General features: G+C 59.3%; 18 protein-coding genes, 1 tRNA gene and 1 pseudogene. 7 read left to right on the top strand and 13 right to left on the bottom strand.

Going from position 1 to position 22,756, the window contains the following annotated elements:
• Positions 1 to 100: 100 nt before the first annotated feature.
• The 5 genes and pseudogenes from WDN46_07970 to WDN46_07950 form a co-directional block, all read right to left on the bottom strand.
• A complete protein-coding gene (locus WDN46_07970) occupies positions 101 to 1,849 on the bottom strand; it encodes a hypothetical protein (protein ID MEJ0093360.1) in 1,749 nt (582 codons plus the stop codon).
• Between the two features lie 317 nt (positions 1,850 to 2,166).
• Positions 2,167 to 2,933, bottom strand: a pseudogene (locus tag WDN46_07965) (IS5 family transposase).
• 648 nt (positions 2,934 to 3,581) lie between these two features.
• Positions 3,582 to 3,655: transfer RNA gene (locus WDN46_07960), tRNA-Gln, on the bottom strand.
• A 106-nt stretch (positions 3,656 to 3,761) separates the two neighbouring features.
• A complete protein-coding gene (moeB, locus tag WDN46_07955) occupies positions 3,762 to 4,598 on the bottom strand; it encodes a molybdopterin-synthase adenylyltransferase MoeB (protein MEJ0093359.1) in 837 nt (278 codons plus the stop codon).
• A 126-nt stretch (positions 4,599 to 4,724) separates the two neighbouring features.
• Positions 4,725 to 5,015, bottom strand: coding sequence for a hypothetical protein (locus WDN46_07950; protein MEJ0093358.1), 291 nt, complete (start codon positions 5,013 to 5,015; stop codon positions 4,725 to 4,727).
• A 268-nt stretch (positions 5,016 to 5,283) separates the two neighbouring features.
• On the opposite strand from WDN46_07950, the gene WDN46_07945 reads away from it, so the two are divergent.
• Positions 5,284 to 5,547, top strand: a complete 264-nt coding sequence (locus WDN46_07945) for a hypothetical protein (protein ID MEJ0093357.1) — start codon at positions 5,284 to 5,286, stop codon at positions 5,545 to 5,547.
• 102 nt (positions 5,548 to 5,649) lie between these two features.
• Here WDN46_07945 and glmM read toward each other — a convergent pair whose 3' ends face one another.
• On the bottom strand, positions 5,650 to 6,999 hold the full coding sequence (glmM, locus tag WDN46_07940) for a phosphoglucosamine mutase (protein MEJ0093356.1): 1,350 nt from the start codon (positions 6,997 to 6,999) through the stop codon (positions 5,650 to 5,652).
• Between the two features lie 229 nt (positions 7,000 to 7,228).
• Between glmM and ybgF the strand changes: the two genes are divergently transcribed.
• From ybgF to ftsH, 3 genes are all read left to right on the top strand, one after another.
• Complete coding sequence (gene ybgF, locus WDN46_07935) at positions 7,229 to 8,410, top strand: tol-pal system protein YbgF (GenBank protein ID MEJ0093355.1); 1,182 nt, start codon at positions 7,229 to 7,231, stop codon at positions 8,408 to 8,410.
• A complete protein-coding gene (tilS, locus tag WDN46_07930) occupies positions 8,404 to 9,513 on the top strand; it encodes a tRNA lysidine(34) synthetase TilS (protein ID MEJ0093354.1) in 1,110 nt (369 codons plus the stop codon). Before ybgF ends, tilS begins: the two co-directional genes overlap by 7 nt.
• A gap of 153 nt (positions 9,514 to 9,666) precedes the next feature.
• Positions 9,667 to 11,601 carry an ATP-dependent zinc metalloprotease FtsH gene (ftsH, locus tag WDN46_07925; GenBank protein MEJ0093353.1) on the top strand — a complete coding sequence of 645 codons (1,935 nt, stop codon included), beginning with the start codon at positions 9,667 to 9,669 and terminating at the stop codon, positions 11,599 to 11,601.
• Between the two features lie 143 nt (positions 11,602 to 11,744).
• Here ftsH and WDN46_07920 read toward each other — a convergent pair whose 3' ends face one another.
• The 7 genes from WDN46_07920 to ybgC form a co-directional block, all read right to left on the bottom strand.
• On the bottom strand, positions 11,745 to 12,980 hold the full coding sequence (locus WDN46_07920; protein MEJ0093352.1) for a M20 family metallo-hydrolase: 1,236 nt from the start codon (positions 12,978 to 12,980) through the stop codon (positions 11,745 to 11,747).
• Between the two features lie 216 nt (positions 12,981 to 13,196).
• Positions 13,197 to 13,697 (bottom strand): peptidoglycan-associated lipoprotein Pal, encoded by a 501-nt coding sequence (gene pal / locus WDN46_07915; GenBank protein MEJ0093351.1) that lies wholly within the window; start codon positions 13,695 to 13,697, stop codon positions 13,197 to 13,199.
• Positions 13,698 to 13,868: 171 nt separating this feature from the next.
• Complete coding sequence (gene tolB / locus WDN46_07910) at positions 13,869 to 15,158, bottom strand: Tol-Pal system beta propeller repeat protein TolB (protein ID MEJ0093350.1); 1,290 nt, start codon at positions 15,156 to 15,158, stop codon at positions 13,869 to 13,871.
• 50 nt (positions 15,159 to 15,208) lie between these two features.
• Entirely contained in the window at positions 15,209 to 16,351 is a 1,143-nt protein-coding gene (locus tag WDN46_07905; protein MEJ0093349.1) for a cell envelope biogenesis protein TolA, read from the bottom strand.
• Between the two features lie 6 nt (positions 16,352 to 16,357).
• Positions 16,358 to 16,804, bottom strand: coding sequence for a biopolymer transporter ExbD (locus WDN46_07900; protein MEJ0093348.1), 447 nt, complete (start codon positions 16,802 to 16,804; stop codon positions 16,358 to 16,360).
• Positions 16,805 to 16,948: 144 nt separating this feature from the next.
• On the bottom strand, positions 16,949 to 17,695 hold the full coding sequence (tolQ, locus tag WDN46_07895) for a protein TolQ (GenBank protein MEJ0093347.1): 747 nt from the start codon (positions 17,693 to 17,695) through the stop codon (positions 16,949 to 16,951).
• A gap of 143 nt (positions 17,696 to 17,838) precedes the next feature.
• Positions 17,839 to 18,291: a tol-pal system-associated acyl-CoA thioesterase gene (gene ybgC / locus WDN46_07890; protein MEJ0093346.1), complete on the bottom strand. Its 453-nt coding sequence runs from the start codon at positions 18,289 to 18,291 to the stop codon at positions 17,839 to 17,841.
• A gap of 210 nt (positions 18,292 to 18,501) precedes the next feature.
• On the opposite strand from ybgC, the gene WDN46_07885 reads away from it, so the two are divergent.
• The 3 genes from WDN46_07885 (at position 18,502) to WDN46_07875 (ending at position 22,580) form a co-directional block, all read left to right on the top strand.
• The gene (locus tag WDN46_07885) at positions 18,502 to 19,521 is read left to right on the top strand and encodes an NAD(P)H-dependent glycerol-3-phosphate dehydrogenase (GenBank protein MEJ0093345.1); all 1,020 of its coding nucleotides are present in this window, start codon (positions 18,502 to 18,504) and stop codon (positions 19,519 to 19,521) included.
• A gap of 544 nt (positions 19,522 to 20,065) precedes the next feature.
• Complete coding sequence (locus WDN46_07880; protein MEJ0093344.1) at positions 20,066 to 21,697, top strand: GMC family oxidoreductase; 1,632 nt, start codon at positions 20,066 to 20,068, stop codon at positions 21,695 to 21,697.
• A gap of 1 nt (position 21,698) precedes the next feature.
• Positions 21,699 to 22,580 (top strand): response regulator, encoded by an 882-nt coding sequence (locus WDN46_07875; protein ID MEJ0093343.1) that lies wholly within the window; start codon positions 21,699 to 21,701, stop codon positions 22,578 to 22,580.
• The last annotated feature ends 176 nt before the right edge of the window (positions 22,581 to 22,756 follow it).

Raw genomic sequence — 22,756 nt, 5'->3', positions numbered from 1 at the left:
CGCTATTTGGACCGGCCTCCGACGACGAGGGACATATCGCTCGCGCCGCTTTCGATCGAGGCCGTTCCGTTAGTTGGCCCTGCTAGCGAGCGCTCATAGCTCAATTTGATTGGAACGGATAATAGCGAAGGCTGGTGAAAACTGAATTTTCCTCGGCCTTGGCTCCGCCGCCGAAGCCCTGGAAGGAAAATTTCTGGACATAGGCATATTGCAGACCGGCCCGGAATTGACCAAAGGGACCTGAATAGATGGTGTCCCAGAAACCGGCTGTGATGCTCCGAATCAGATGGGTGTTGCCGACGCAAGCGGTGCTGAGCACATTCGAGCATCCCGCGTTGGTGTACAGAGGATTGCCATCGCCGAAAGCGCTGACGGCGCCGGACGCGCTGATGCTGTTGGAGAAGCTCGCCTGCTGAATTTCTTCGCCCGCGTAGGTATAAATGTCCAAACCGGGCTGAGGACGCCAGATCAACCCGGCGAGCAAGGTCGTTTCCTGAATAGGCGAAAGCGAGCCGTTCGCATTGACGCTGACGTCGGGAAGCGATCCGGTGGCGTAGCGGCCGATGCCGCGCCCGTTCATGCCGGTGAATTGGAACTCGAGGTTTTGCGGAATGATGGGCACAAGTATGGTGCCGCCGTAGCTGCCGGCCGCGACATCCTGATTGCTGCCGTTGACCTGGTTATAAAAATCGCGGAACAGGCCGTAGGCCTCCACATGGATGTGACGATCGCCGAAAGTCGGATCCCAGGCGACCTTGCCGATGATATCCGGCATATGATTGAGCGATATCGAATTTCCCGAATTGAACAAGGACGAGCCGGGGGGCACGAAGGTGTTGACGAGGGTGCCGGGGAGAGCGGCTGTCGATCCGACCGTCGGCACGCCGCCGACAAATGGGCCGGCTTGCGCGCCGGGTCCGACGAAGGTGTTTGTTTGCGGGTTTTCCGCCGACACAGCGAACCACAAGGTTTTGTCGAAGTCCTTGACGACGCGGATCTGCGGCTGACGCGCCCAATTGAAGCCAGGCACGAACTGCGTGTCGATCGTCAGAGGCGTGTTCTCCGTGCGCGGCATGATGCCTCTCGTATTCGCCGTCAGCAACGACCAGTTCTGACCGGCGAGGACGTGAAAGCCGAAATCATCCTGATCCATCGTCAAATAGATGTTGCGAATGCGCGGCGTAAATGAATTGCTCTCGTTGCTATTGGCGGTTTGCGCCGCTCCGAGGAAATCAAGATCCATCCAGCCGGAGAGATGCGTCGTCGGATTGACATCGCCCTGCACGAGAAGCGAGACGCGGCTCGCGCGCGCGCTCATGCGGTACTCATTGGCGTTGCCGGTGCGCACATTGTTGTAAGGAATGTTTGCGAACGGCGTCGTGATGTCCGCGCCAATGTTGCGGCTGCGGAAAACGCTTTCCGCTGCGAGGAAGCCGCCGGGCGTAATGGTGACGCCATTGATGTAGATGCTCGGGGCGCCCGGCACCGGGCGGCCTTGGATTGACGCCTCCTCCGCCGAATAGCCGCCGGGCGGCAGCGGAGTTCCGCCGAGCGGGGCAATTCCCACTCCCTGGAGACCCCCGTATGGAGAGCCCGGCGTCGGACGCCCTTGTATCGATGCTTGCTCCGCCGGAAATCCTTGCGGCCGCACCGCTACATTGTGGATCTGAACCTGGGTTTCCTTCTGCTTGCGAGCCTGGTCGTTGACCTTCTCTTCAAGCTTCTTCAGCTGAGCCTTGATCAAGCGAATTTCTTCGGCGGCGTCATCTGCGCGCGCAGCGCCCTGGAAGGCCACAAGCGCACCCAAGGTCAAGGCCGCCACGGCCCGATTGCGGTCTCGTCGTTTCATAATTTGCCCTCCAGCCGCCGAAAGTCCCAAACGCGACTTTGCGCTCGTTCAGAAGATGTCGATTGGCCCTGCCCAATAATGCGTCTAACGCGCCAATTGTCTACTTAGTCTATAAAGATATATAAGCAATTGAACATACTAAACTTTCGCCGATTTGAGCTTCGGCGCGGCATTTAACAGAGCTGCAAAGAAAGCGAATTCGAAATTATGTAACTTATTTGTCACGCCAGACTTCAGATCCGCATGACAGCGGTCCCGCAGGCGACAGAATTTTACGGAAAAAATGAGACGCTTGAATCCTAGGCAGTAGTGACGAATTACCTGAGCATGATAGCAATAGCGGCGAGCAATACGAAGCCTCGGTAGTTTGCGAGGAGCTTGTCGTATCGGGTTGCGACGCGCCGGAACTGCTTCAGTTTATTGAAGAAACGCTCGACGAGATTGCGCTCCTTGTAGAGCGCCTTGTCGTAGGGGAGCGGCGCGCGGCGATTGGATTTTGATGGGATCACCGGCTCAGCCTCACGCATAAGAACAGCCTTGCGCAAGTGATTGGCGTCATAACCTTTATCGGCGATGATCGCATCGGCCGCAAAGCCTTCGATCAGGGCGTGCGCTTTTGTGATGTCGTTGCGCTGCCCAGGTCCGAGAAGGAGCCGAACGGGGTTGCCGAGTGCGTCTGTCGCGGCGTGGATTTTGGTGCTCAAACCACCGCGAGAGCGGCCCAGGCCTTGGGCATCCGCCCCCCTTTGGCGATCCTTGCGCCGGCCGCGTGCTGATGGGCGCGCACGATTGTTGAGTCGATCATCAGCCATTCGAGATCGGCCTCGGCGGTGAATGCCTCAAGAAATCCGTCCAAGGCGCCGCGCTCGATCCAGCGATAGTAGCGGCGTTTCACCGCCTGATGGTCGCCGAAGCGTTCGGGCAGATCGCGCCAGCGGCCGCCCGAGCGGGCCATCCATAACAGCGCGTCGACGAAGCGTCGATTGTCGCAGCGCGGCCCGCGCTGGCCGGCTCTTCCGCCTGGCACAAGATCACAAAGCCGCTCCCATTGATCGTCTCGCAGCGCATCGACATCCCGAATCATCAAGGCTGATCTCCAAAAATCAGCCTTGAATCATGGAAAGATCCTCGCGAGAATCCCCCAAACGCCGAATTCGTCACCACGGCCTAGCAGCCCATGATGGCGGTTACGGGTCATCCGATTTTGAGGAAAAACGAGATATCGCATGCGGCGAAATCAAGGGCGGAAGAGATTTCCTGCAACATGCCGTGCAGGTGGTTCTAAACCCTCTATCCCTGGCGTCAGCGAGGTGGCGCGACCTGACAGCGGGATGAGAATCTCTGAACATTTCATGTCGCAATTCATGTTGCGTAGAGCTGCTGCCGCATTTTGAAACTCATTTGAAATCAATGGTAATCGCTTGAGACACGCACAACATGGGAAAGAAGCTGCGGCTATCTAACCTATTGATTTTGTTGGCGTTCCGGAAGGAATTCGAACCGCTGACCTACGGTTTAGGAACCTGTAGGTGTTACTGCCCGAGTGGTGAGGTGACCCTCGTTCTGATTTCATGCGCAACGCGTGCCGAACGTTGGACCACGCCGGTCTGTCGCTGCCGGCGCCGCCCCCAAGCGAGAGTGACCGTGCCAATGTGCCTTTGCTGCGCGGTAGCCGGGTGGTAGCCCTGGATTTCGTTAGCTCTGGCGCGACCGTCTAAGTCATTGAGAATATTGGCTGGGGGACCTGGATTCGAACCAAGATTGACGGAGTCAGAGTCCGCTGTTCTACCGTTGAACTATCCCCCAACGAAGCTCTCGCGATTGAGGCTTTCGCTAGGCCGTTCGGCAAATCCTCAGGGGCTTTGCAAAGCGTGCGAATGGTCGGGAGATCTAGTTCCTTGCCCGGTCGCTGTCAACGTTTTGCCCCGGCCAAGGCTTCCGCCGCTTGAGAGCCAGCGGCTTTTTCGCCGTTCAAGGGGTTCACCGGGTCCCACCGGTAGCGCAATGTTTCGAATCGCATGCCGAGCGCATCGAAAAGCACAAGTCTGCCGACCAATCCTTCTCCGAAACCAACGATTTCACGCGTGACCTCCAGCGCCATCATTGCGCCGAGCACGCCGGTCAGGGCGCCAAGAACGCCGATTTCGGCGCAAGAAGGGGCGACGCCTTCGGGCGGGGGCTCTGGAAACAGGCATCGATATGTCGGATTCGGCTCGCCAGCCTCGCTTTGCTCATAGGGACGCAAAACCGTCAGCGAACCGTCGAAAGCGCCGACAGCAGCAGTGACCAGCGGCCGCCTGGCGAAAAAGCAGGCATCTGAGACGACATAGCGGGTTGCAAAATTGTCCGATCCGTCCGCGATTACGTCATAAGCGGCAACTATTTCCTGCGCGTTTTGCTCCGTGAGCCTCATTTGATGCTGCGTCGCCTTGACATGCGGATTCAGCCTTTCGATCGCCGCAGCCGCGCTCGAAACCTTGGGCCGGCCGACGTCGGCCGCGCCATGCAGAACCTGACGCTGCAGATTGGACAGCGAAACTTCGTCATCGTCGATAACGCCTATTTCGCCAACGCCCGCCGCCGCAAGATACTGGATCGCCGGCGAGCCGAGGCCGCCGGCGCCAATCACGAGAACGCGCGCGGCTTTCAACTTCTGCTGGCCGGGGCCGCCGACGCCGCGCAAAACGATATGGCGCGCATAACGCTCGATTTCTTGAGGCGAGAATATGGCTTCAGTCGGCGTTCGCAATGATCCCAAGCTCCTCAGCGCCGGCAGCCTGATATCGCAGGCGAATCCTATCGGCTACACGAGAATATAGTCGGTGGCGGCCCCCGTTGCGATATATCCCTCGAGCGCAATTACTTTGGCTTGGATTCATGCTAGATGAACCCGCCGCGTCGGGACCGCGCTGATTTTAAGTTTGGGGGGAACAACAACATGACGATGAATATGAAACGCGCGCTGGGCGCGATCGCCTTTTCGTGCGCCATGACAACGGTCGCCTTTGGCTTCACACAGCATCAGCAGCAGGCTTGCCAGGGCGACGCCATACGCCTTTGCGGTCACTTCATTCCTGACCACGGCAGAATTCACGCTTGCCTGACGGCGCACAGGGCGCATATTTCGCACGCATGCCGCGCCATCATATAGTTTGTCAGGCTGCATATAGTTTGTCAGGCTGAGTGCGACGAGGCATGCTCGCCATCAATTCAACTGATCCAGCCTGCTGTTCAGCTCCCTCTTAGCTGCGGACCCGCCGAATGCAGAGGCTAACGAAGGCATGTCCAATCTTGGGTTCATCTTTTCGTCAAGACCTTTGACTGAGCGCGTCTTGCGGCTAAGCTCCGGGACCTCACCCTTAACCCGGACCAATAGTTCGGATGGGTGCTGACCAATCTGTTTTGAGACTTCGCTCGCACTGCGCAACGTGGAATTGGAGGTTGAAAGAGAAATGCCGAAAAACCTGAAACGCATCCTTGGCGCTGCATTCATTTTGACCGCCATGACGACAGCTGGCCTAGCTGAGCCGACCTACGAGGAGGAGCAAGCCGACTGCGAGGGAGACGCCCTGCGCCTTTGCGGTCCCGTCATTCCCGATCATGAAAAAATTCGCGCTTGCCTCGTTGAATATCAAGCGTATCTCACGCCCGCCTGCCGCGCGATCGTCGCTCCGCAGCGCTCCGAGGAGACTCGCTGACCTAAAGGCGGCGACCATGCAACGCAGGATTGAAACGATCCTGCGTTGCATGTTCTCGAACTGCTGTTTGGCCTTATCGGACGGAGGCAAATTGCGCCCCGTTCACGCCGCCTGCGCCGAGTTGGCGAGGGCGCCGCAAACATCATCGACAATACGCTCGACGAGGTCGCGGTTATCGCCCTCCCCCATCACCCGGATGACGGATTCGGTTCCGGACGCGCGAATAACCAGGCGGCCGGCATTGCCCAATGTCTGGCGACCAGCCTCGATCGCGCGGACCACGCTGGCGTCTTCCAGGGGCTTGCCTTTGTTGACTCGCACGTTTTTCAGCACCTGCGGCACAGGTTCGAACCGGTGGCACACCTGGCTTACCGGCTTTGATTGCCGTTTGACGACCGCCAGCAGTTGCAGCGCGGCGACGAGGCCATCGCCGGTGGTGCAGTAATCCGACAGGATAATATGGCCGGATTGTTCGCCGCCGAGATTGTAGCCGTTTTGGCGCATATGCTCGAGGACATAACGGTCGCCGACCGGCGTGCGCGCCAGGGTGAGGCCGCTTCCCTCCAAATAGCGCTCAAGTCCAAGGTTCGACATCACCGTCGCGACGATGCCGGGCTGCGACAATCGCCCATCTTCCTTCCAGCTCTGCGCGATCACCGCCATCAATTGATCGCCGTCGACGATCTTGCCCATTTCATCGACGATCAGCACGCGATCCGCGTCGCCATCGAGCGCAATCCCGATGTCGGCGCGCACCTCCCGGACTTTCTTGACCAGAGCCTCGGGCGACGTGGAGCCGACGCCGCGATTGATGTTGAAGCCGTCCGGCTCGACGCCGATCGAGAACACCTCGGCCCCCAGCTCCCACAAGGCTTCGGGGGCGACCTTGTAAGCCGCTCCGTTAGCGCAATCGACGACGATGCGCAGGCCCTCGAGAGAAAGATTGCGCACGAGCGTCCGTTTGGCGAACTCGATGTAGCGGGCGCGATCGCCCTCGACTCGCATGGCGCGGCCAAGATCGGCCGGTTTGGACAATTTGAGCGCGAAGTCTTTTTCGAGCATCGTCTCGATCTTGGCTTCGACCTCATCGGATAATTTAAATCCGTCCGGGCCAAACAGCTTGATGCCGTTATCCTCGAAGGAATTATGCGAGGCGGAAATCATCACGCCGACGTCGGCGCGCATCGAAGGGGTCAGCATCGCGACGGCGGGCGTCGGCATCGGCCCGAGCAAAAGCGCATCCATGCCGACCGAAGCGAAACCGGCGACCATGGCGTATTCGATCATATAGCTGGAGAGCCTGGTATCCTTGCCGATCACAGCCCGGTGGCGATGTTCGCCGCGCTGAAACAGGACGCCGGTCGCCTGAGCGACCTTCATCGCCAGTTCGGGCGTGATGACTGCATTTGCGAGGCCCCTGATTCCGTCCGTTCCGAAATGTTTGCGCACCATAAATAAATATCCTTGAGCGAAAATTCAGCGAACAGATCGCGCCGGCACCGCATTTGACCCAATTCCCGCCACGGCCCCACTCTATCTTGCATTCCCCCGCCGTTTTACACCTGCACGAGGCTGGCTTGATTAAATCGCAATTGCGGAACCAAAAGCGCTCTGGATTAAATTCCGATGAAAGCGCTTATTTTATCCTAAATCGCGCCAAATTTACAACGGGAACTCGTGCATGAGGCTTTTCGAGAAACTTTTAGGCGCCTGCTTTGCGGCTAATCTATGCATCGCCATCGCGCCGGTCGCGCCGCGCGCGGAAACCACGAAGGCTCCAGAGACGCGGTTCGAAGTCGCGCAATATTATGGCTCCCCTCCCGGCAGCGTCGGCGAGGATAACTCCTATGGCGCGCCGCAACAGGACCCCTCCGCCCTTCTCGTTCGGATCGATCGTCTGGAGAACCAAATCCGCCAGATCAATGGGCAGATCGAGCAATTGCAGTTCCAAAACCGCAGATTGGAAGACCAGCTTAAGAAATTCCAGGAAGACGTCGATTTTCGGTTCCAGGATAATGGACGGGGCGGCCCGTCCGCCGCTCCCGCCAAGCCCTTGCAGAAGCGCAGCGAGGCGATCGACAATCTGATCGATTCCGACGATGAATCCCAGGCTCCCATCGCGGCGCCAAACCCGGCCGCGACGCCTTCCCGGGCCGCTTGGCGCGGCGATGCGTTTGATCCTTCCGCGGATCCAGACGCGCCCGGCGCGCCGCGCTCGCTCGGCAACCCGACAGCGTCCGCCTATCCGGCGGCGGGCGGGTCCAGCGCGCGCGGGACGCAAATGAGAAGCGACGCGGGCCTTGACCCGGCAGACCCCGAGGCCCCGCTCGATCTTTCCGGCGGCCGCTTGCGCAACGCGCAGCCTGCCGCCCCCTATCCGGCCAGTCCGAGATCGGCGACGCCGGGCAATGGCCCAGCCGACGCCCCTGTCGCCGCCTTGACGACCCCGAACGGCGTCGCGCCGGGCGCAGCGCCAATCAATCCGGTGAAAGAAGAGTTCGACGTCGCGCTCGGCTATTTCCGGCAAAAAGAATATGAAAGCGCCGAAAAGAGTTTCGCCGCCTTTATTCAGAAGAACCCCAAAAGCAAATTCACCTCTGACGCGACCTATTATCTTGGCGAAAGCTTTTTCCAGCGCGGACGCCAGCGCGAGGCGGCGGAGCAATATCTCAAGATTTCAACGCAATACGCGAATTCATCTCGCGCCCCCGACGCCATGCTGCGTCTTGGCCAATCGCTCAACGCGCTCGGCGCGAAGGAGCAGGCCTGCGCTACTTTCGGCGAAATCTCCCGTAAATATCCAAACGCCTCGGCGTCGGTTAAGTCCGGCGCGGAGAGGGAGGCCAAACGCGCGCAATGTTGATCGCCGAAAACCACGAGGCCGGAATTGATCTCGTCCAGGCGGACGCGGGCTGCGCTCTATCGGCCAACCGCGCCGCATTATTTTCGCCGGAGGCGATCGCGCGGCTGTTCAGCTCTTGGGAAACCGCGCAAAAAATTCTTCTCGCCGTGTCGGGCGGCCCCGATTCCATCGCCTTGATGCTGCTGGCCGCGGAATGGGCGGGCAGCAGAAGCCAGCGCATCTACGTCGCCACTGTGGATCATCGTCTGCGCAAGGATTCAGCGTTCGAGGCGGAACAGGTCGCCGCATGGGCCGCCGCGCTGGGCCTCCCGCACGCTACCCTTGTCTGGGTTGGTTCGCGGCCCAAATCAAAAATCCAGGAATTGGCGCGCGAGGCTCGCTATGACCTTCTGCTTCGCCATGCCGCCATCGTCGGCGCCGATATTGTGGCGACTGCGCATCATGCCGACGATCAAGCAGAAACGATCCTGTTTCGTCTGCTCCGGGGAAGCGGGATTGGCGGATTGTCCGGCATGACCCCCGCCCTGAAGCGCGGGGAAATCACCCTTTCCCGGCCTTTGCTGCAGCGCAGCAAAATAGAGCTGATCGCTATTTGCCGCGCCAAGGCGCATTCGTTTATCTCCGACCCTTCCAACCACAATCCGGCCTATGCCCGAACCCGTATGCGCTCCCTTGGAGCATTGCTCGCGGAACATGGTCTCGACAGCGAGGCTCTGCTGCGGCTTGGTCGCCGCGCCGCTAGAGCTGAGGCTTCTCTCGTCGAGCAAGCGAGAGCCGTAAGCGCCGCGCTCCCCGCCAAGCGCGATACAAATTGCTTCTCGGCCGATATTTCGCCCCTCGTGGATCAGCCCGAGGAAGTTTTTTTGCGCTTTCTCGGCCAAGAAATCGCCGCGCTCGGCGATCCGACCCGCGCCTTGCGCCTCGAGCGCCTGGAGACCCTGACGCTCGCCATGCGGCAGGCGCTCCGCGCCGGCGCCCCTCTGGCGGCGACGATGGGCGGGACGGCGCTTCAACTTGGTCGCGGAGGGGTTTTGACAATCCGAACGGAACAGCCGCGACGGCGAGGCAGAGCAAATTTGCAAATGCCGGACGATGGCTTGTAAATTGCCAGCCAGTCGTCATCCCAGCGCTGTTCCCCTTGGCAAGGTTGGACGCCGCGCCTACATTGACCTTACTAAAGGATTGGCGTGAAGTGAGTTTTTCTTTCAACGGGCGGCCGGCCTTCCGGTCTCAATGGCCTGTAGCGGGAAGTTAAGATGAATCCGAATTTTCGAAATTTCGCGCTGTGGGTGATCATAATCCTGCTCGTCGTGGCGCTCGTCATGCTGTTCCAGAATCCTGGGCAGCGCGCGGCTTCGCAAGACATTACGTTCAGCCAGCTTCTGACCGAGGTGGATCAGGGCCATGTTCGCGAAGTGACCATCGCCGGCAATGAGATCACCGGCCATTTCTCTGACAACCGCGCTTTTGCGACCTACGCGCCGAATGATCCGACGCTGGTCCAGAGCCTCTACAAGAAAAATGTGTCCATTTCGGCGAAACCGCCGTCCGACGGCAATAATTGGCTGCTGACGCTCCTCGTCAATGGTCTGCCTCTGCTCGCCATATTCGGCGTGTGGATTTTTCTGTCGCGACAGATGCAAGGGGCCGGCGGCAAAGCCATGGGATTTGGCAAGTCTAAGGCGAAGCTTCTGACCGAGGCGCATGGGCGCGTCACATTTGAAGATGTCGCCGGCGTCGACGAGGCCAAGGAAGATCTACAGGAAATCGTAGAGTTTCTACGCGATCCGCAGCGTTTCCAGCGGCTTGGCGGGCGCATTCCGCGCGGCGTGCTGCTCATTGGTCCGCCCGGCACTGGCAAGACCTTGCTGGCGCGCGCCATCGCGGGCGAAGCCAACGTCCCCTTCTTCACCATTTCGGGTTCGGATTTCGTTGAAATGTTCGTCGGCGTCGGCGCAAGCCGCGTCCGCGATATGTTCGAACAGGCCAAGAAGAACGCGCCCTGCATCATCTTCATCGACGAAATCGACGCCGTCGGCCGCCATCGCGGCGCGGGTCTTGGCGGCGGCAATGACGAGCGCGAGCAGACCTTGAATCAGCTGCTCGTCGAGATGGACGGTTTCGAAGCCAATGAGAGCATTATTCTCATCGCCGCGACCAACCGTCCTGACGTGCTCGATCCAGCTTTGCTGCGGCCGGGCCGCTTCGATCGCCAGATCGTCGTGCCGAATCCCGACGTCGTTGGACGCGAGCGCATTCTGAAGGTGCATGTTCGCAAGGTTCCGCTGGCTCCCGATGTCGAATTGAAAATCGTCGCGCGCGGCACACCCGGCTTTTCGGGCGCCGATCTGATGAATCTCGTCAATGAGGCGGCGTTGCTCGCGGCCCGCCGCGGCAAGCGCGTCGTCACCATGGCCGAGTTCGAGGATTCGAAGGACAAGATCATGATGGGCGCTGAGCGGCGCACCATGGTGATGACCGAACAAGAGAAAATGCTGACCGCCTATCATGAGGGCGGCCACGCGATCGTCGCGCTCAATGTTCCGGCGACCGATCCAGTGCATAAAGCGACGATCATTCCGCGTGGACGCGCGCTTGGCATGGTTATGCAGCTTCCCGAACGCGACAAGCTTTCGACGAGCTACGAACAGATGACCTCGCGACTCGCCGTGTGCATGGGCGGCCGCGTCGCCGAGGAGCTCGTGTTCGGCAAGGACCAAGTCACATCAGGGGCGCAATCGGACATCGAGCAGGCGACCAAACTGGCGCGCGCGATGGTCACCCGCTGGGGCTTTTCGGATCAGCTCGGCACGGTCATGTATGGCGAGAACCAGGAAGAGGTTTTCCTCGGCTATTCGATGGGCAAGCAGCAGACCATCTCTGAAGAGACGGCCCGCAAGATTGACTCGGAAGTGCGTCGTCTGGTCGAGTTGGGCCTTTCGGAAGCAAGACGGATCATCACCGAGAAGCGCAACGATCTCGAAATGCTCGCAAAGGGTCTGCTTGAATACGAGACTCTGTCCGGCGATGAAATCATCGGTCTTCTGCAGGGTCGCAAGCCCGTTCGAGAGAATCCCGAGGACTCGGCGCCCTTGCGTGGGTCGCCTGTGCCTACAGCCGGAGTTGGTCTGCGGCCGAAATCGGGTCCGGGCCCTGAGCCGGGCGGCCTTGAGCCTCAACCGCAGGCTTGAATAAAGCCATCAGCGCGGCGCTAATGATTTCTTGTGGCTGCTTTCTCGCAAGAGAAAGCAGCCACAAACATATTTAAGCCCTTCGGAAATTCCCTGCCGATCTATCGATACAACATGGCTCGCTGCGAGGCGCGGCGTTCTCCCTAAAGCGCGTCGTCGAACGCGAGAACCGCATTGAGCAATACCTGCGCCCCCGCGGCGCATTCCTCGCGCGAGGTCGACTCATTCACATTGTGGCTGACGCCGCCAAGGCAGGGCACAAAGATCATCGTCGTTGGAGCGATGCGGTTGAGGTAGGCCGCATCATGCGCGGCGCCAGACACCAGTCTGCGGTGGTTGAGCCCAGCCCGGTTCGCGCCGGTCTCAACGCAGGCCATCAGCTCGGGGGAGAATTTTACCGCCGGTGAATTCCAGACAGGCTCGACAGAATGCTCGAGGCCGATCTCGGCGGCAATTCGAACGAGGTTGGCGCTGAAGGCGTCAGCCATGGATGTCAGCACAGAGTCATCCGGATGTCGAAGATCGACGGTGAGAAAGACTTCTCCGGGAATAACGTTGCGGGAATTTGGGGAATTCTCCAATCGCCCAACCGAGGCGACCGCCTTGGGGCCATGGTCGTGAGCGATGCGGTCTACGGCCTCGACGAGTCGGGCTGCGCCCAAGAGCGCGTTGGTCCTCATGGACATCGGCGTCGCGCCCGTATGACCCGTCCGACCAGTGAGAGTCACGTCGTACCAGCGCACGGCCTGCACGCCGGTGACAAGCCCTATCGCGACGTTCTCGGCCTCAAGGATTGGGCCTTGCTCGATGTGCAGTTCAAAGACTGCGCTCAATCGATGGCCGCCAGCCTTCTCAATCCCCTTGTAGCCGATGCGCGCCAGCTCCTCGCCAAAACTTAACCCGTCGCGGTCTTTGCGGGACCATGCATAATCCGGCGTGAAAACGCCCGCGAACACCCCGGAGGCCAGCATCGCCGGCGCAAAACGGGCGCCTTCCTCATTGCTCCAGTTGATTACCTCCAGCGGGGCGTTGGTCAGGTAGCCGGCGTTCTCCAAGGTGCGGAGGATTTCCAGTCCAGCGAGCACGCCGAGAATGCCGTCGAACTTCCCGCCTGTCGGCTGAGTGTCAAGATGGCTGCCGATTGCAATCGGGGCTAAGTCGGCCCTCTTGCCGGGACGCCGGGCGAACATGTTGCCAACCTCGTCGACCGTCACGCTGCACCCGAGCGCTTCTGCTGCTTTCCTGAACCAGTCCCTTACGTTTTTGTCGTCATCGGTCAGCGCGAGCCTGTTGATGCCTCCGCCAGCGCAGGCGCCAAACTTTGCCGTCTCATGCAGGTCGTCCCAGAGCCGCGCCGCATCGATTGTGAGGTTTTGCATAAATTTCCCCTTGGTGGATTCCTTCGCTTCACCCGATGCAAGGGCGAAGGCGGCTCGTGATGGCGCGCCGCTGCCGTCTGAGCCGGATTGCTTTCCCGCAACCAGCCAGCTCAGCACATTTGCGTTCTCGCCAAGCCTATGCGGCATGGCCAAAAAAAGAGCGCCTCACAGGGTGAGGCGCTCTTATGTTCGACGTGACGAAAGCGCAGCCGCTGTTCAGGACTGCGTGCCTGCGAGGACCGTGACCGCGCGGCGGTTTTGCGACCAGCACGAAATGTCGTTGCAAACCGCGACGGGCCGCTCCTTGCCGTAGCTGGTGGTGCGAATGCGTGCGGCCGGAATGCCTCGCGCGACCAGATATTGCTTGGCCGCTTCGGCCCGGCGCGCGCCGAGAGCGAAATTATATTCGCGCGTGCCGCGCTCGTCCGCGTGGCCTTCAACGGTGAAATTATAACGCGCATATTGCTGCAGCCAGCGCGCCTGCTTGTCGAGCGTCGCTTGCGCGGTCGGGCTCAATTCGCTGGAATCGCTATCGAAGAAAACTCGGTCGCCGACATTAACAGCGAAATCCTGCGGACTGCCGGGCGTCGCCACCCTGCCATTGCCGGCGAGCGCAGCCGGATCTTCGGCGGGGTTTTTCGCGCAGGCGGCGATCGTGAGGGCGGCGCCCAGCACGGCGGCGATTTTCCAAGCGCCCCTCCGTTTGAGAAAGCTCATCCCTAAACTCCTTGTATGATCGCAGAACAAGCTTGGTCGTACCACTTCGATCGTTAATGGAAGGTTCCGTCAACCTTGATTGAAGCTTATCAACAACCGTTGCATTTGAGCATTCGAAGCCCATGGTTAGCCAAAAATTAACAGCACATGCTTGCCAGAATCTGGACAGCATCAGTTCAATAGCGGGCTCCAGGCGGGATCCGACGCAAAGCCCGGCGTCGGGACTGGAAACTCGCTGCGGCCGAACACGTCGACCATGAAAATTCTCGGGCCATCGGAGCCTCCCGGATCACGAAAGAACATCAAATAAAGACCATTCGGCGCCCAAGTCGGCCCTTCATTATGATAGCCTTCAGTCAAGATTCGTTCGCCGGTTCCATCCGGCCGCATGACGCCAATTGCAAAGGTATTGGCCTTTTGCTTGGTGAACGCGATCAAATCGCCGTTTGGCGACCAGACCGGCGTCGAATAACGTCCCTCGCCGAACGAGATCCGCTTTGGCGCTCCCCCGCTCGCAGACATAAGGTAGACCTGCTGGGTTCCGCCGCGATCCGATTCAAAGGCGATCTGGGTTCCATCCGGCGAATAGGATGGAGACGTATCGATCGCGCTCGAATCAGTCAAGCGCGTCGTTGTGCGCGAGCGAGTGTCCATCGTGAAGAGGTTCGTCGCAGCGCCTTGTGAAAGAGACATTATGATCTTCTGCCCATCGGGAGAAAACCGAGGAGCAAAAGTCATGCCGGGGAAGTTGCCGACGACCTCCCGCTGCCCTGTTTCAATGTTCAGCAACAGCACTTTGGGGTCAGACGCGCCGAAGGACATATAGGTTACGTCCTGCGAGGAAGGCGAAAAACGCGGCGTCACGACGAGATCATCGCCCCGCGTCAAATAGCGCACATTGGCCCCGTCCTGATCCATGATCGCCAGGCGCTTGCGGCGATGTTCTTTCGCGCCCGTCTCGTCGACAAAAACGACGCGCGTATCGAAAAACCCGGATTCTCCGGTAATCCGGGTAAAGATGGCATCGGAAATAATATGCGCCACTCGCCGCGAGTTATTGGGGTCCGTCACATATTGCTGGCCGGCGACCTGTGCGCCGGTGCTCACGTCCCACAGCCGGAACTCCGTCTGCAGGCGCCCATCAGAACTGCGCCCGCTGCGCCCGGTCACGACGAACTGCGCGTTGAGGCTGCGCCAGGCGTCCATATTCGGCGGCTGATCCGGGTTGGCGATCTGATCGACGAAAGTCGCCGGATCGATTGGCGCCAGAAACACCGAGCGCTTGAAATTATTGGTGATGATGCTGGTGACTTGAGCGCCCGCCGCCGGGTCGCCTGTAAATGGGGCGACAGCGATGATGATCGGCTTAAAATCGCCTCCTCGACGCACGTCGAGATAGCGGTCTTCGGCCCGGACAGGCGCCGCCGCAAATCCCGCGAAGAGAGCTGAAGCGAACAAGATTGCGCAAAACAGAAGCTGCGCCGGGAAACGTCGCGAAAAAACGGCAATTTTCAAAGCATGTCCTCGGGATCGAAACGGACGATCCGGCCTTTCCATTGGTCATAATAGGGTTGGAACTGCACAGGAATGCGCAGCGGATTGCAGCGCCGCACCGCCCGCACCGCGCTCTCGGCGAGGCCCCGGAGCGCGGGATCCGATGGTGGGTTGAGCAGCGAGGGCTGGCCGATCAAGGCGCCATCCTCCGCATATTGAACATGAATCTCGGGAACATACTTCAGTCCGCCGAGGCCGACATAATTCCAGCAACGCTTGTACTGTTCTTGCAGCAATCCGTCGAGCTGTCCCCATAGCGATGGCGACATTTTAGCCGCGCTCGCGGTCGGAGAACCAAGTGAGGCCACTTGCTGAAGTTCGGAGCCGGTCGCGGCTTTCCTCTGCGGCGCATCCTTGTTCAAGAATTTGCTGATGTCGCCCACATCGAATTTATCGATCGGATCTGCGGCTTCATCGCCTGATTTCGGCTTCGGCGTCGGTTTTGGGGGCGGATCCTTCGGCTTGGTTTGGTCAAGCAGTTTCGCGACCTCGTCCGGCTTGAATTTGGGCTCAAGCTTTTTCGGCCGCTCGACCGGCTTTGGCTCCGTCGCCGGCTGGTCTTTTGCCTCAATCTTGGGCGGGACTTTGGGACTGGGGGCGGCCTTTGGTTCGATCGCCTCGGCCGAGTCGGGCGGCGGCGGCTTCACCGGGGCGGGAGCGGCCGCTGCTGGTTTGACTGGCTCTGGCTTGGGGGCCGATTTGACGGGCTCCTCGACCGGTCGCGGCGGCGGCGCGATCGCGCTACGCTCCGGCGGCGTCGGGATGTCCTTTGTTTCGTCGCGGCCGGGATCCTGCTCGCGCTTGGCTTGCGGCGGAGGCGTTGCAACGTCCGTCTTGGCTTCGGGCAGCGGCGAAACGGGCTTCGTCTCGGCGAGGTCGGCCAGCTTCTCAACCCTTTGCTGCGGCTTGGCCTTTTGCTGAGCTGTCTTTTCGCCTTTCATGATCTGATTGAATTCCTGGTCGCTCACCATCTCGACCGGAACGCTTTCACTCGCATCGTCAAATCGAGGCGCGCGCGAAAATGAAATCAGGGCGGCGAGGAGCAACACGACATGTGCGCCGCCGGAAATCGCCGTGCCTGGATTTTCGCGCAGCGACATTGCCGTTTAGTTCTTGTTCGGATCGGTGACCAGCGCGACTTTCTTATAGCCGGCGGTGGTGATGATCGACATCACCTCGGCGATCTTGCCGTAATTCACCTGATTGGCGCCGCGCACATAAATCCGCTCGTCAAATCCCGATTTGGCGACGTCCTTCAATTTATCGGCCAGCTGATTCATGGCCACCGGCGCGTCCATGACGTAAACGTCGCCCTTGTCGTCCACAGCGACCGAGAGCGGCTTCTGATCGACGTTCAACGCCGCCGATTTGGTCTGCGGCAAGTCGATAGGCACGCCCGTGGCGAGCAATGGCGCCGCAACCATGAAAATAATCAAAAGAACCAGCATGACGTCGATAAACGGCGTCATATTGATCTCGGCCATCGCGCTATAGCGCCGCGCGCGCCGTCCCCGGCGTCCGCCTCCGCGCGCTGAAATCGCAGACATCCCCATATTCGCTATCTCCCGCGCCAGCCGCAAAAGGCGTTTTCAGCCAAAATGCGATAAACCCGCAGCGCCAGCGCCGTAGAGCCTTAATGCTTCAAATCGCTGGCGCTCACCGTCTCCGAAAAGTCCGCAACTTTTCGGGATCATGCTTTAAGCTGCTTGATCATGCGCCGCGCGCTGATCGATTTGACGCGACAAGATCGACGAAAATTCGTCCGCGAACCCTTCGAGCTGCGCCTGTTTCTTGGCGACGTCGCCCTGCAGTTTGTTATAGGCGATCAGCGCCGGAATTGCGGCGAAAAGTCCGATCGCGGTGGCGAAAAGCGCTTCGGCTATGCCCGGGGCGACTACCGCGAGGGAAGTGTTGCGCGACGCCGCGATCGAGCGAAACGACGACATAATGCCCCAGACCGTTCCGAACAGGCCGATGAACGGACTGGCTGACGCGACGGTCGCCAGCACCAGGAGATTGGATTCGAGCTTTTCGATCTCGCGCGAGATGGACACATCAAGCGCTTTCTCGATTCGAGCCGGCAAGCCCATGAAGGACGAGGCGGCGCCTTGCACGGAACGCCGCCATTCGCGCATTCCCGCGACAAAAACGCTCGCCATTCCGGTCGTCGGCCGCGACGATAAGGTCGCAAAAAGCTCATCAAGGGAGGCGCCCGACCAGAACACTTCCTCGAATTGCGCCATGGCGCGCTGCGTCCGGCGAAGAAGAATGGCTTTGTTGATGATGATCGCCCAGCACCAGACCGACGCGGAGAGCAGGCCGATCATGACGATCTTGACCACGATATGCGCGGACCAAAACATCGCCAAAAGGGAGACTTCGGAGCCAGAAGCGGCCAAACCGGAAGCTGCGACGCCTGTAGCCGCAATGTCGGCAGGATTCATTGTGTTCGTCCTCGTCGGCTGGCGGGTTCTAAAATGGCGGCCGCCTCACGCACTGCACGCCAATTCTGTTTTGGCGGGGAAATCGGTCATTTCTGCGGCTTTACAATGCCGGAAGTTTAACCTCAATCGGAGTTAATATCCCGTTACGGCGAATTGACGGGATTTGACTTGAGCTTGACCAGAACTTCTTCCGGAATTCGGATCGCCTTGCCTCCCGCGATCACGGCTATTCTGACTTTCGCCGTAACCAGAATCTCTTTCTCGCGGAGAATCGCCTGCGCCATTTCGATCGAGGCGCCGCCAAGAGCTTCAATTTGCGTCTCTACCAAAAGACGGTCATCCATCAGCGCGGCTCTGCGAAAATCTATGGTCATGGCGCGCACCGCGAAATTAAAGCCGCCGCCGTCTCCCGCAAAAACAGCTCGATGCTCGATCCCGAGCGCGCGCAAAAATTCGGTGCGTCCGCGCTCGAGGAAACGCAGATAGGAAGCGTGGTAAACGACGCCGGAAAAATCCGTGTCCTCGTAGTAGACGCGGACGCCGAATCGGTGCGGGGCCGAAGCCGCGCTCGCCGGCGGCTCAAAATTAGGTGGCATGGGCCTGATGGGCTGGAGTTTTGGGCGCGTCGAAATCCTTAGCTTTTTTGTGCGCACTCGCTCAAGCTCCGCGCTGGTCTGTCGGGGCGAGAAAAATATCTCCTCTCGCCAAGCTGAGCCTATCTCCTGTCACAATCGGCAGGCTCGATGGCGCTCAGCGTCCCGGCGCCAATATGAATGATCCCTTGTAAGGAAGGAATCTCTATGGCTATGGAGCGCAGCCGCAAGATCGCAGTACTCGGCGCGGGGGCTTGGGGCACGGCGCTCGCCAACCTCGCGGCGCGCGGCGGCGGCGAGGCGACGGCGGAGGCTGACGCCGAAGTGACGCTGTGGGCGCGCGACGCGGATCACGTCGCCGAGATGGCTGCGACCGGCGTCAACGCGCGCAAGCTGCCGGGCGTGCCGCTGCTGTCAAATGTCCGCGCCACCGCCGACTTGGTGGAAACATGCGTCGCCGACGTGATTTTCGCCGCGGTTCCCGCGCAGGCGTTGCGGTCTACCCTTCAATTGCTTGCGCCAACGCTGCCCGGCGGGCCGCCGATCGTCGTCTGCGCCAAGGGGATCGAACATGGGACCGGCTTATTTCTTTGCGACGTCGTCGCCGAGGTTTTGCCGGACAATACGCCGGCGATTCTGTCCGGCCCAAGTTTTGCGCAGGATGTGGCGCGCGGTCTCCCGACCGCCGTGACGCTGGCGGCCCATGACGCCGACCTCGCCGCAGCCTTAGGGGCCATGCTGGCTGGGCCCGCGTTTCGCGTTTATTCATCGAGCGACGTTCGCGGCGTCGAAATCGGCGGCGCGGCGAAAAACGTTCTCGCCATCGCCAATGGCATCGCCGCGGGCCGCGACCTCGGGGCGAGCGCCGGAGCGGCGCTGCTCGCGCGCGGCTTCGCCGAACTCAACCGTTTCGGGCGAGCGTTCGGGGCGCAGCCCGCCACGCTGATGGGCCTTTCAGGTCTGGGCGACCTAGTGCTGACCTGCACTTCCATGATGTCGCGTAATTTCTCGCTTGGCTTCGCGCTGGGGCGCGGCCAGACGATCGCTGAAGCGACGCAAAGAATTGGCCTGGCCGAGGGCGTTTATACTTGCGGCGTCCTCGTCGACCTCGCCAATGCGGAAGGCGTCGACATGCCGATCGCCAGCGCCGTCGACGCAGTGCTGGCCGAGCGCATCACCATTGACGAGGCCATCGCCGCCCTGCTCGCGCGGCCATCAAAACCCGAGTGCTGAATCTTCAGGATAGTTCTGTCGCGCCATGAACGTGAAAAATGGCGCAGCCGCCTAGCTGGCGACAGCCGCTCAACCAATCAAAATTAACGGAAAACACCAAGGTTATGGTGCCCAGGAGAGAAGTGACATAAAACCTAATAAATCAAAGATTTAGAGCAAGGTGCGGGCCCTTTACGGCTATTTGAATTGTAATGGTTATTTTACGCGTGCCCCGCACCTCTGCTAGCCTCTCCCAATGGCCGCAATCCTCTCTTATTCATTCCGAGGAGCATCAGGAAAGCGCTATCGCTACGCGCTCGTTTCTCGCACCTTTTGACTGAATCACATTGCCCGCGCCATGCCACGCAAGAATCATGATTGCTACTACCGTAGCCATGAACGATATCGCCGACATCTTCCGGTAACTTCGGCTTCATAACCGGTGTCACCCGGAGTTTGAAGATGTCAGCCCTAGAGGCGCATCCACAAGGTCGACGGCAATTAAGCGCCCGGCGGCGTCATCTGTTGGAAATACTATCACCGCGTCGATTCATGCAAAAGCTACATGGAAATTGGCATTTATATGACCCTCTACACACAAAATGTCGAAACACCCGAATTTACGCAGCGGGTGCGTATCAATCAGAAAAAACTCGCGGACAATCTGAAACCCAGGTACGATTTCGTTGTTTGTGGTTCCGGCTCTTCAGGTTCAGTCGTGGCGCGACGATTGGCCGAGAATCCTGAGGTCAGCGTTTTGTTGATCGAGGCTGGAGGCTCCGACGACGTGCCTGACGTAATGGAAGCGAACCGATGGCGGTCAAATCTGGGGAGCGAACGCGACTGGGGTTTTCGAACTCGGCCAAACTCCAACCTGAACAATCGCATTCTTCCAATGGCCATGGGCAAGGTCCTGGGCGGCGGATCCAGCATCAACGTCATGTATTGGGTGCGTGGACATAAAAGTGACTGGGATTTTTTTGCCGCTGAGGCCGGTGACGAGGCGTGGAACTATGACTCTGTCCTAGAAATCTATCGTCACATCGAAGACTGGCAGGGGACGCCGGATCCGAAATACCGAGGAGCCGGGGGACCTCTATATGTGGAGCCCACTCGTACGACCCCTCTTTCCCTTGCGGTGTCTGAGGGCGCGCGTTCGCTCGGTATTTCTACATTCGAAAACCTCAACGGCCGCATGATGGAGGGCGATGGAGGATGGTCCCAAGTTGAGTTGCGACAGCGTGATGGACGAAGGCTCTCCATATTCCGATCATACACCTTCCCCTACATGGATCGGCCGAATCTGACGGTGCTCACACAAGCCATGGTTACGCGCCTAGTGTTTGAGGGAAAGCGGGTGTCCGGTGTCGAGATCGCCTACGATGGCAAGGTCCATCGTATCTCTGCTGGGTTTGAGGTTATCCTATCGTTGGGTGCAATCAATACTCCGAAGGTGTTAATGCAGTCTGGTATTGGACATGAAGATGAATTGCGGCGGCTTGGAATACCTGTGATGCAGCACCTTCCTGGAGTCGGGAAAAACTTCCAAGATCACCTTCTACTGTTCGGTTGTGTGTGGGAGCACGAACCCGGCGATGCCGCTCCGGGCGGAAATTCATGTCTTTTGTGGAAGAGCGACCCCGCACTCGATGCTCCGGACATGCAGTGTGTGCATCTTGCAGGTGCGTATATAAGCCCCGGAACAGCGAAGTTTAATCCTCCTGAGAATGCATGGACGTTCGTTCCAGGTCTCGTAAGGCCGAAAAGCCGAGGACAGCTCCATCTTACGGGACCAAATCCGCTCGATGCGATGGAGATTGACGCTAACTTCCTCGGAGATCCAGACGATCTGAAGGTTTTTCTGAGGAGCATCGAGCTCTGTCGGGAAGTAGCTCATTCCTCTGCGCTCCGCTCTTTCGTGAAGCGCGAGGTGATTCCTGGTGACTTGAAAGGACCAGATCTCGAAAATCTGGTTCGAGATTCGCTTCTCACTTATTGGCACCAAACTTGTACGGCTAAGATGGGGCGGGATTCTATGTCTGTGGTAGACAACAAGCTTAAGGTTTACGGGATGGAGAATATTCGCATTGCTGACGGATCCATCATGCCACGAGTGACGACAGGCAATACAATGGCCCCGTGTGTCGTGATCGGCGAGCGTGCGGCAGAGATGCTGAAGGCCACGCATCGGATATGACTTGAAACAGCGGATTCAAGACGCGGCGGGGAGCCTACTCGGATCGCTTGCCGAAAAGCTGGTCATTGACCAGGGCATCATCCACGAACGTTGGCACCCGGGCGTCGAGGTCTTAGAGGTTGGTCGCGCACACAAAAGTGGCCAGCCGGCCTGCGTCCTCGTCGTTGACGACGATTGCGCGATGCGGAACATGGTCATCAGCTATCTTGAACAGTACGGCATGCGTGCTGTTTGGGCGGCGGGACGAGGAGACTTCGATCGTCACTTCACGGGAGACGAGGTTAGCCTCGTGGTCCTCGATCTCCGGCTCGGTCAAGAGAATGGTCTTGACCTGCTGCGAGAGATCCGGGCGCGCTCCGACATCCCAGTGATCATCGTAACCGGCTATCGATGTGATGAAGCTGATCGGATAATTGGCTTGGAACTCGGCGCTGATGACTATCTCACCAAGCCATTCAGTCTTCGTGAACTTCTAGCGCGCATCACGGCTGTGCTGCGGCGACGGGAAACCAAGGGCGTTGCGCCTCGGCAAGATTTGGAGCTGAGCGTTTACACATTCGGTGGTTGGCAGTTCAATCGACGCTATGGTCTTCTGACTAACTCCAGTGGAACCGCGGTCACTCTGACGAAGAACGAGCGCGCGCTCCTGATTGCGTTCCTCGAAGCGCCTCGGCGAACGCTCTCTCGCGAGTATCTTATGCAAACCACAGGCCGGCATGAGGACATCTCCGATCGAAGCATCGATGTGCAGATCCTGCGCCTGAGGCGCAAGTTGGAGGCCGACTCGGACGCTCGGCGGATCATTCAGACACATCATGGGTTCGGTTACGTGTTTGCTCTGGAGGTCAAGCAGTGTTTGACGCTGCCCGAAAAATTCAAATAGCTCCTGTGCAACCTCTATTCAATGACCCGCAACCAGGACGCAATCCGCCAGCTATTCAGGATCCGGCGCGACCTGGCGGGCAACCTGCCGCTGCTGCCGCCCATATTCCCTGACGCTATGGCACCGATCGTTCGCAAGGCACCCCGACGGCGAGCGCGAACTGCCCCTGATGCGCT

This window comes from Methylocella sp. (assembly GCA_037200525.1).
In the GTDB taxonomy this organism is placed as follows: domain Bacteria; phylum Pseudomonadota; class Alphaproteobacteria; order Rhizobiales; family Beijerinckiaceae; genus Methylocapsa.
This window is presented reverse-complemented; position numbering and strand designations above follow the sequence as displayed.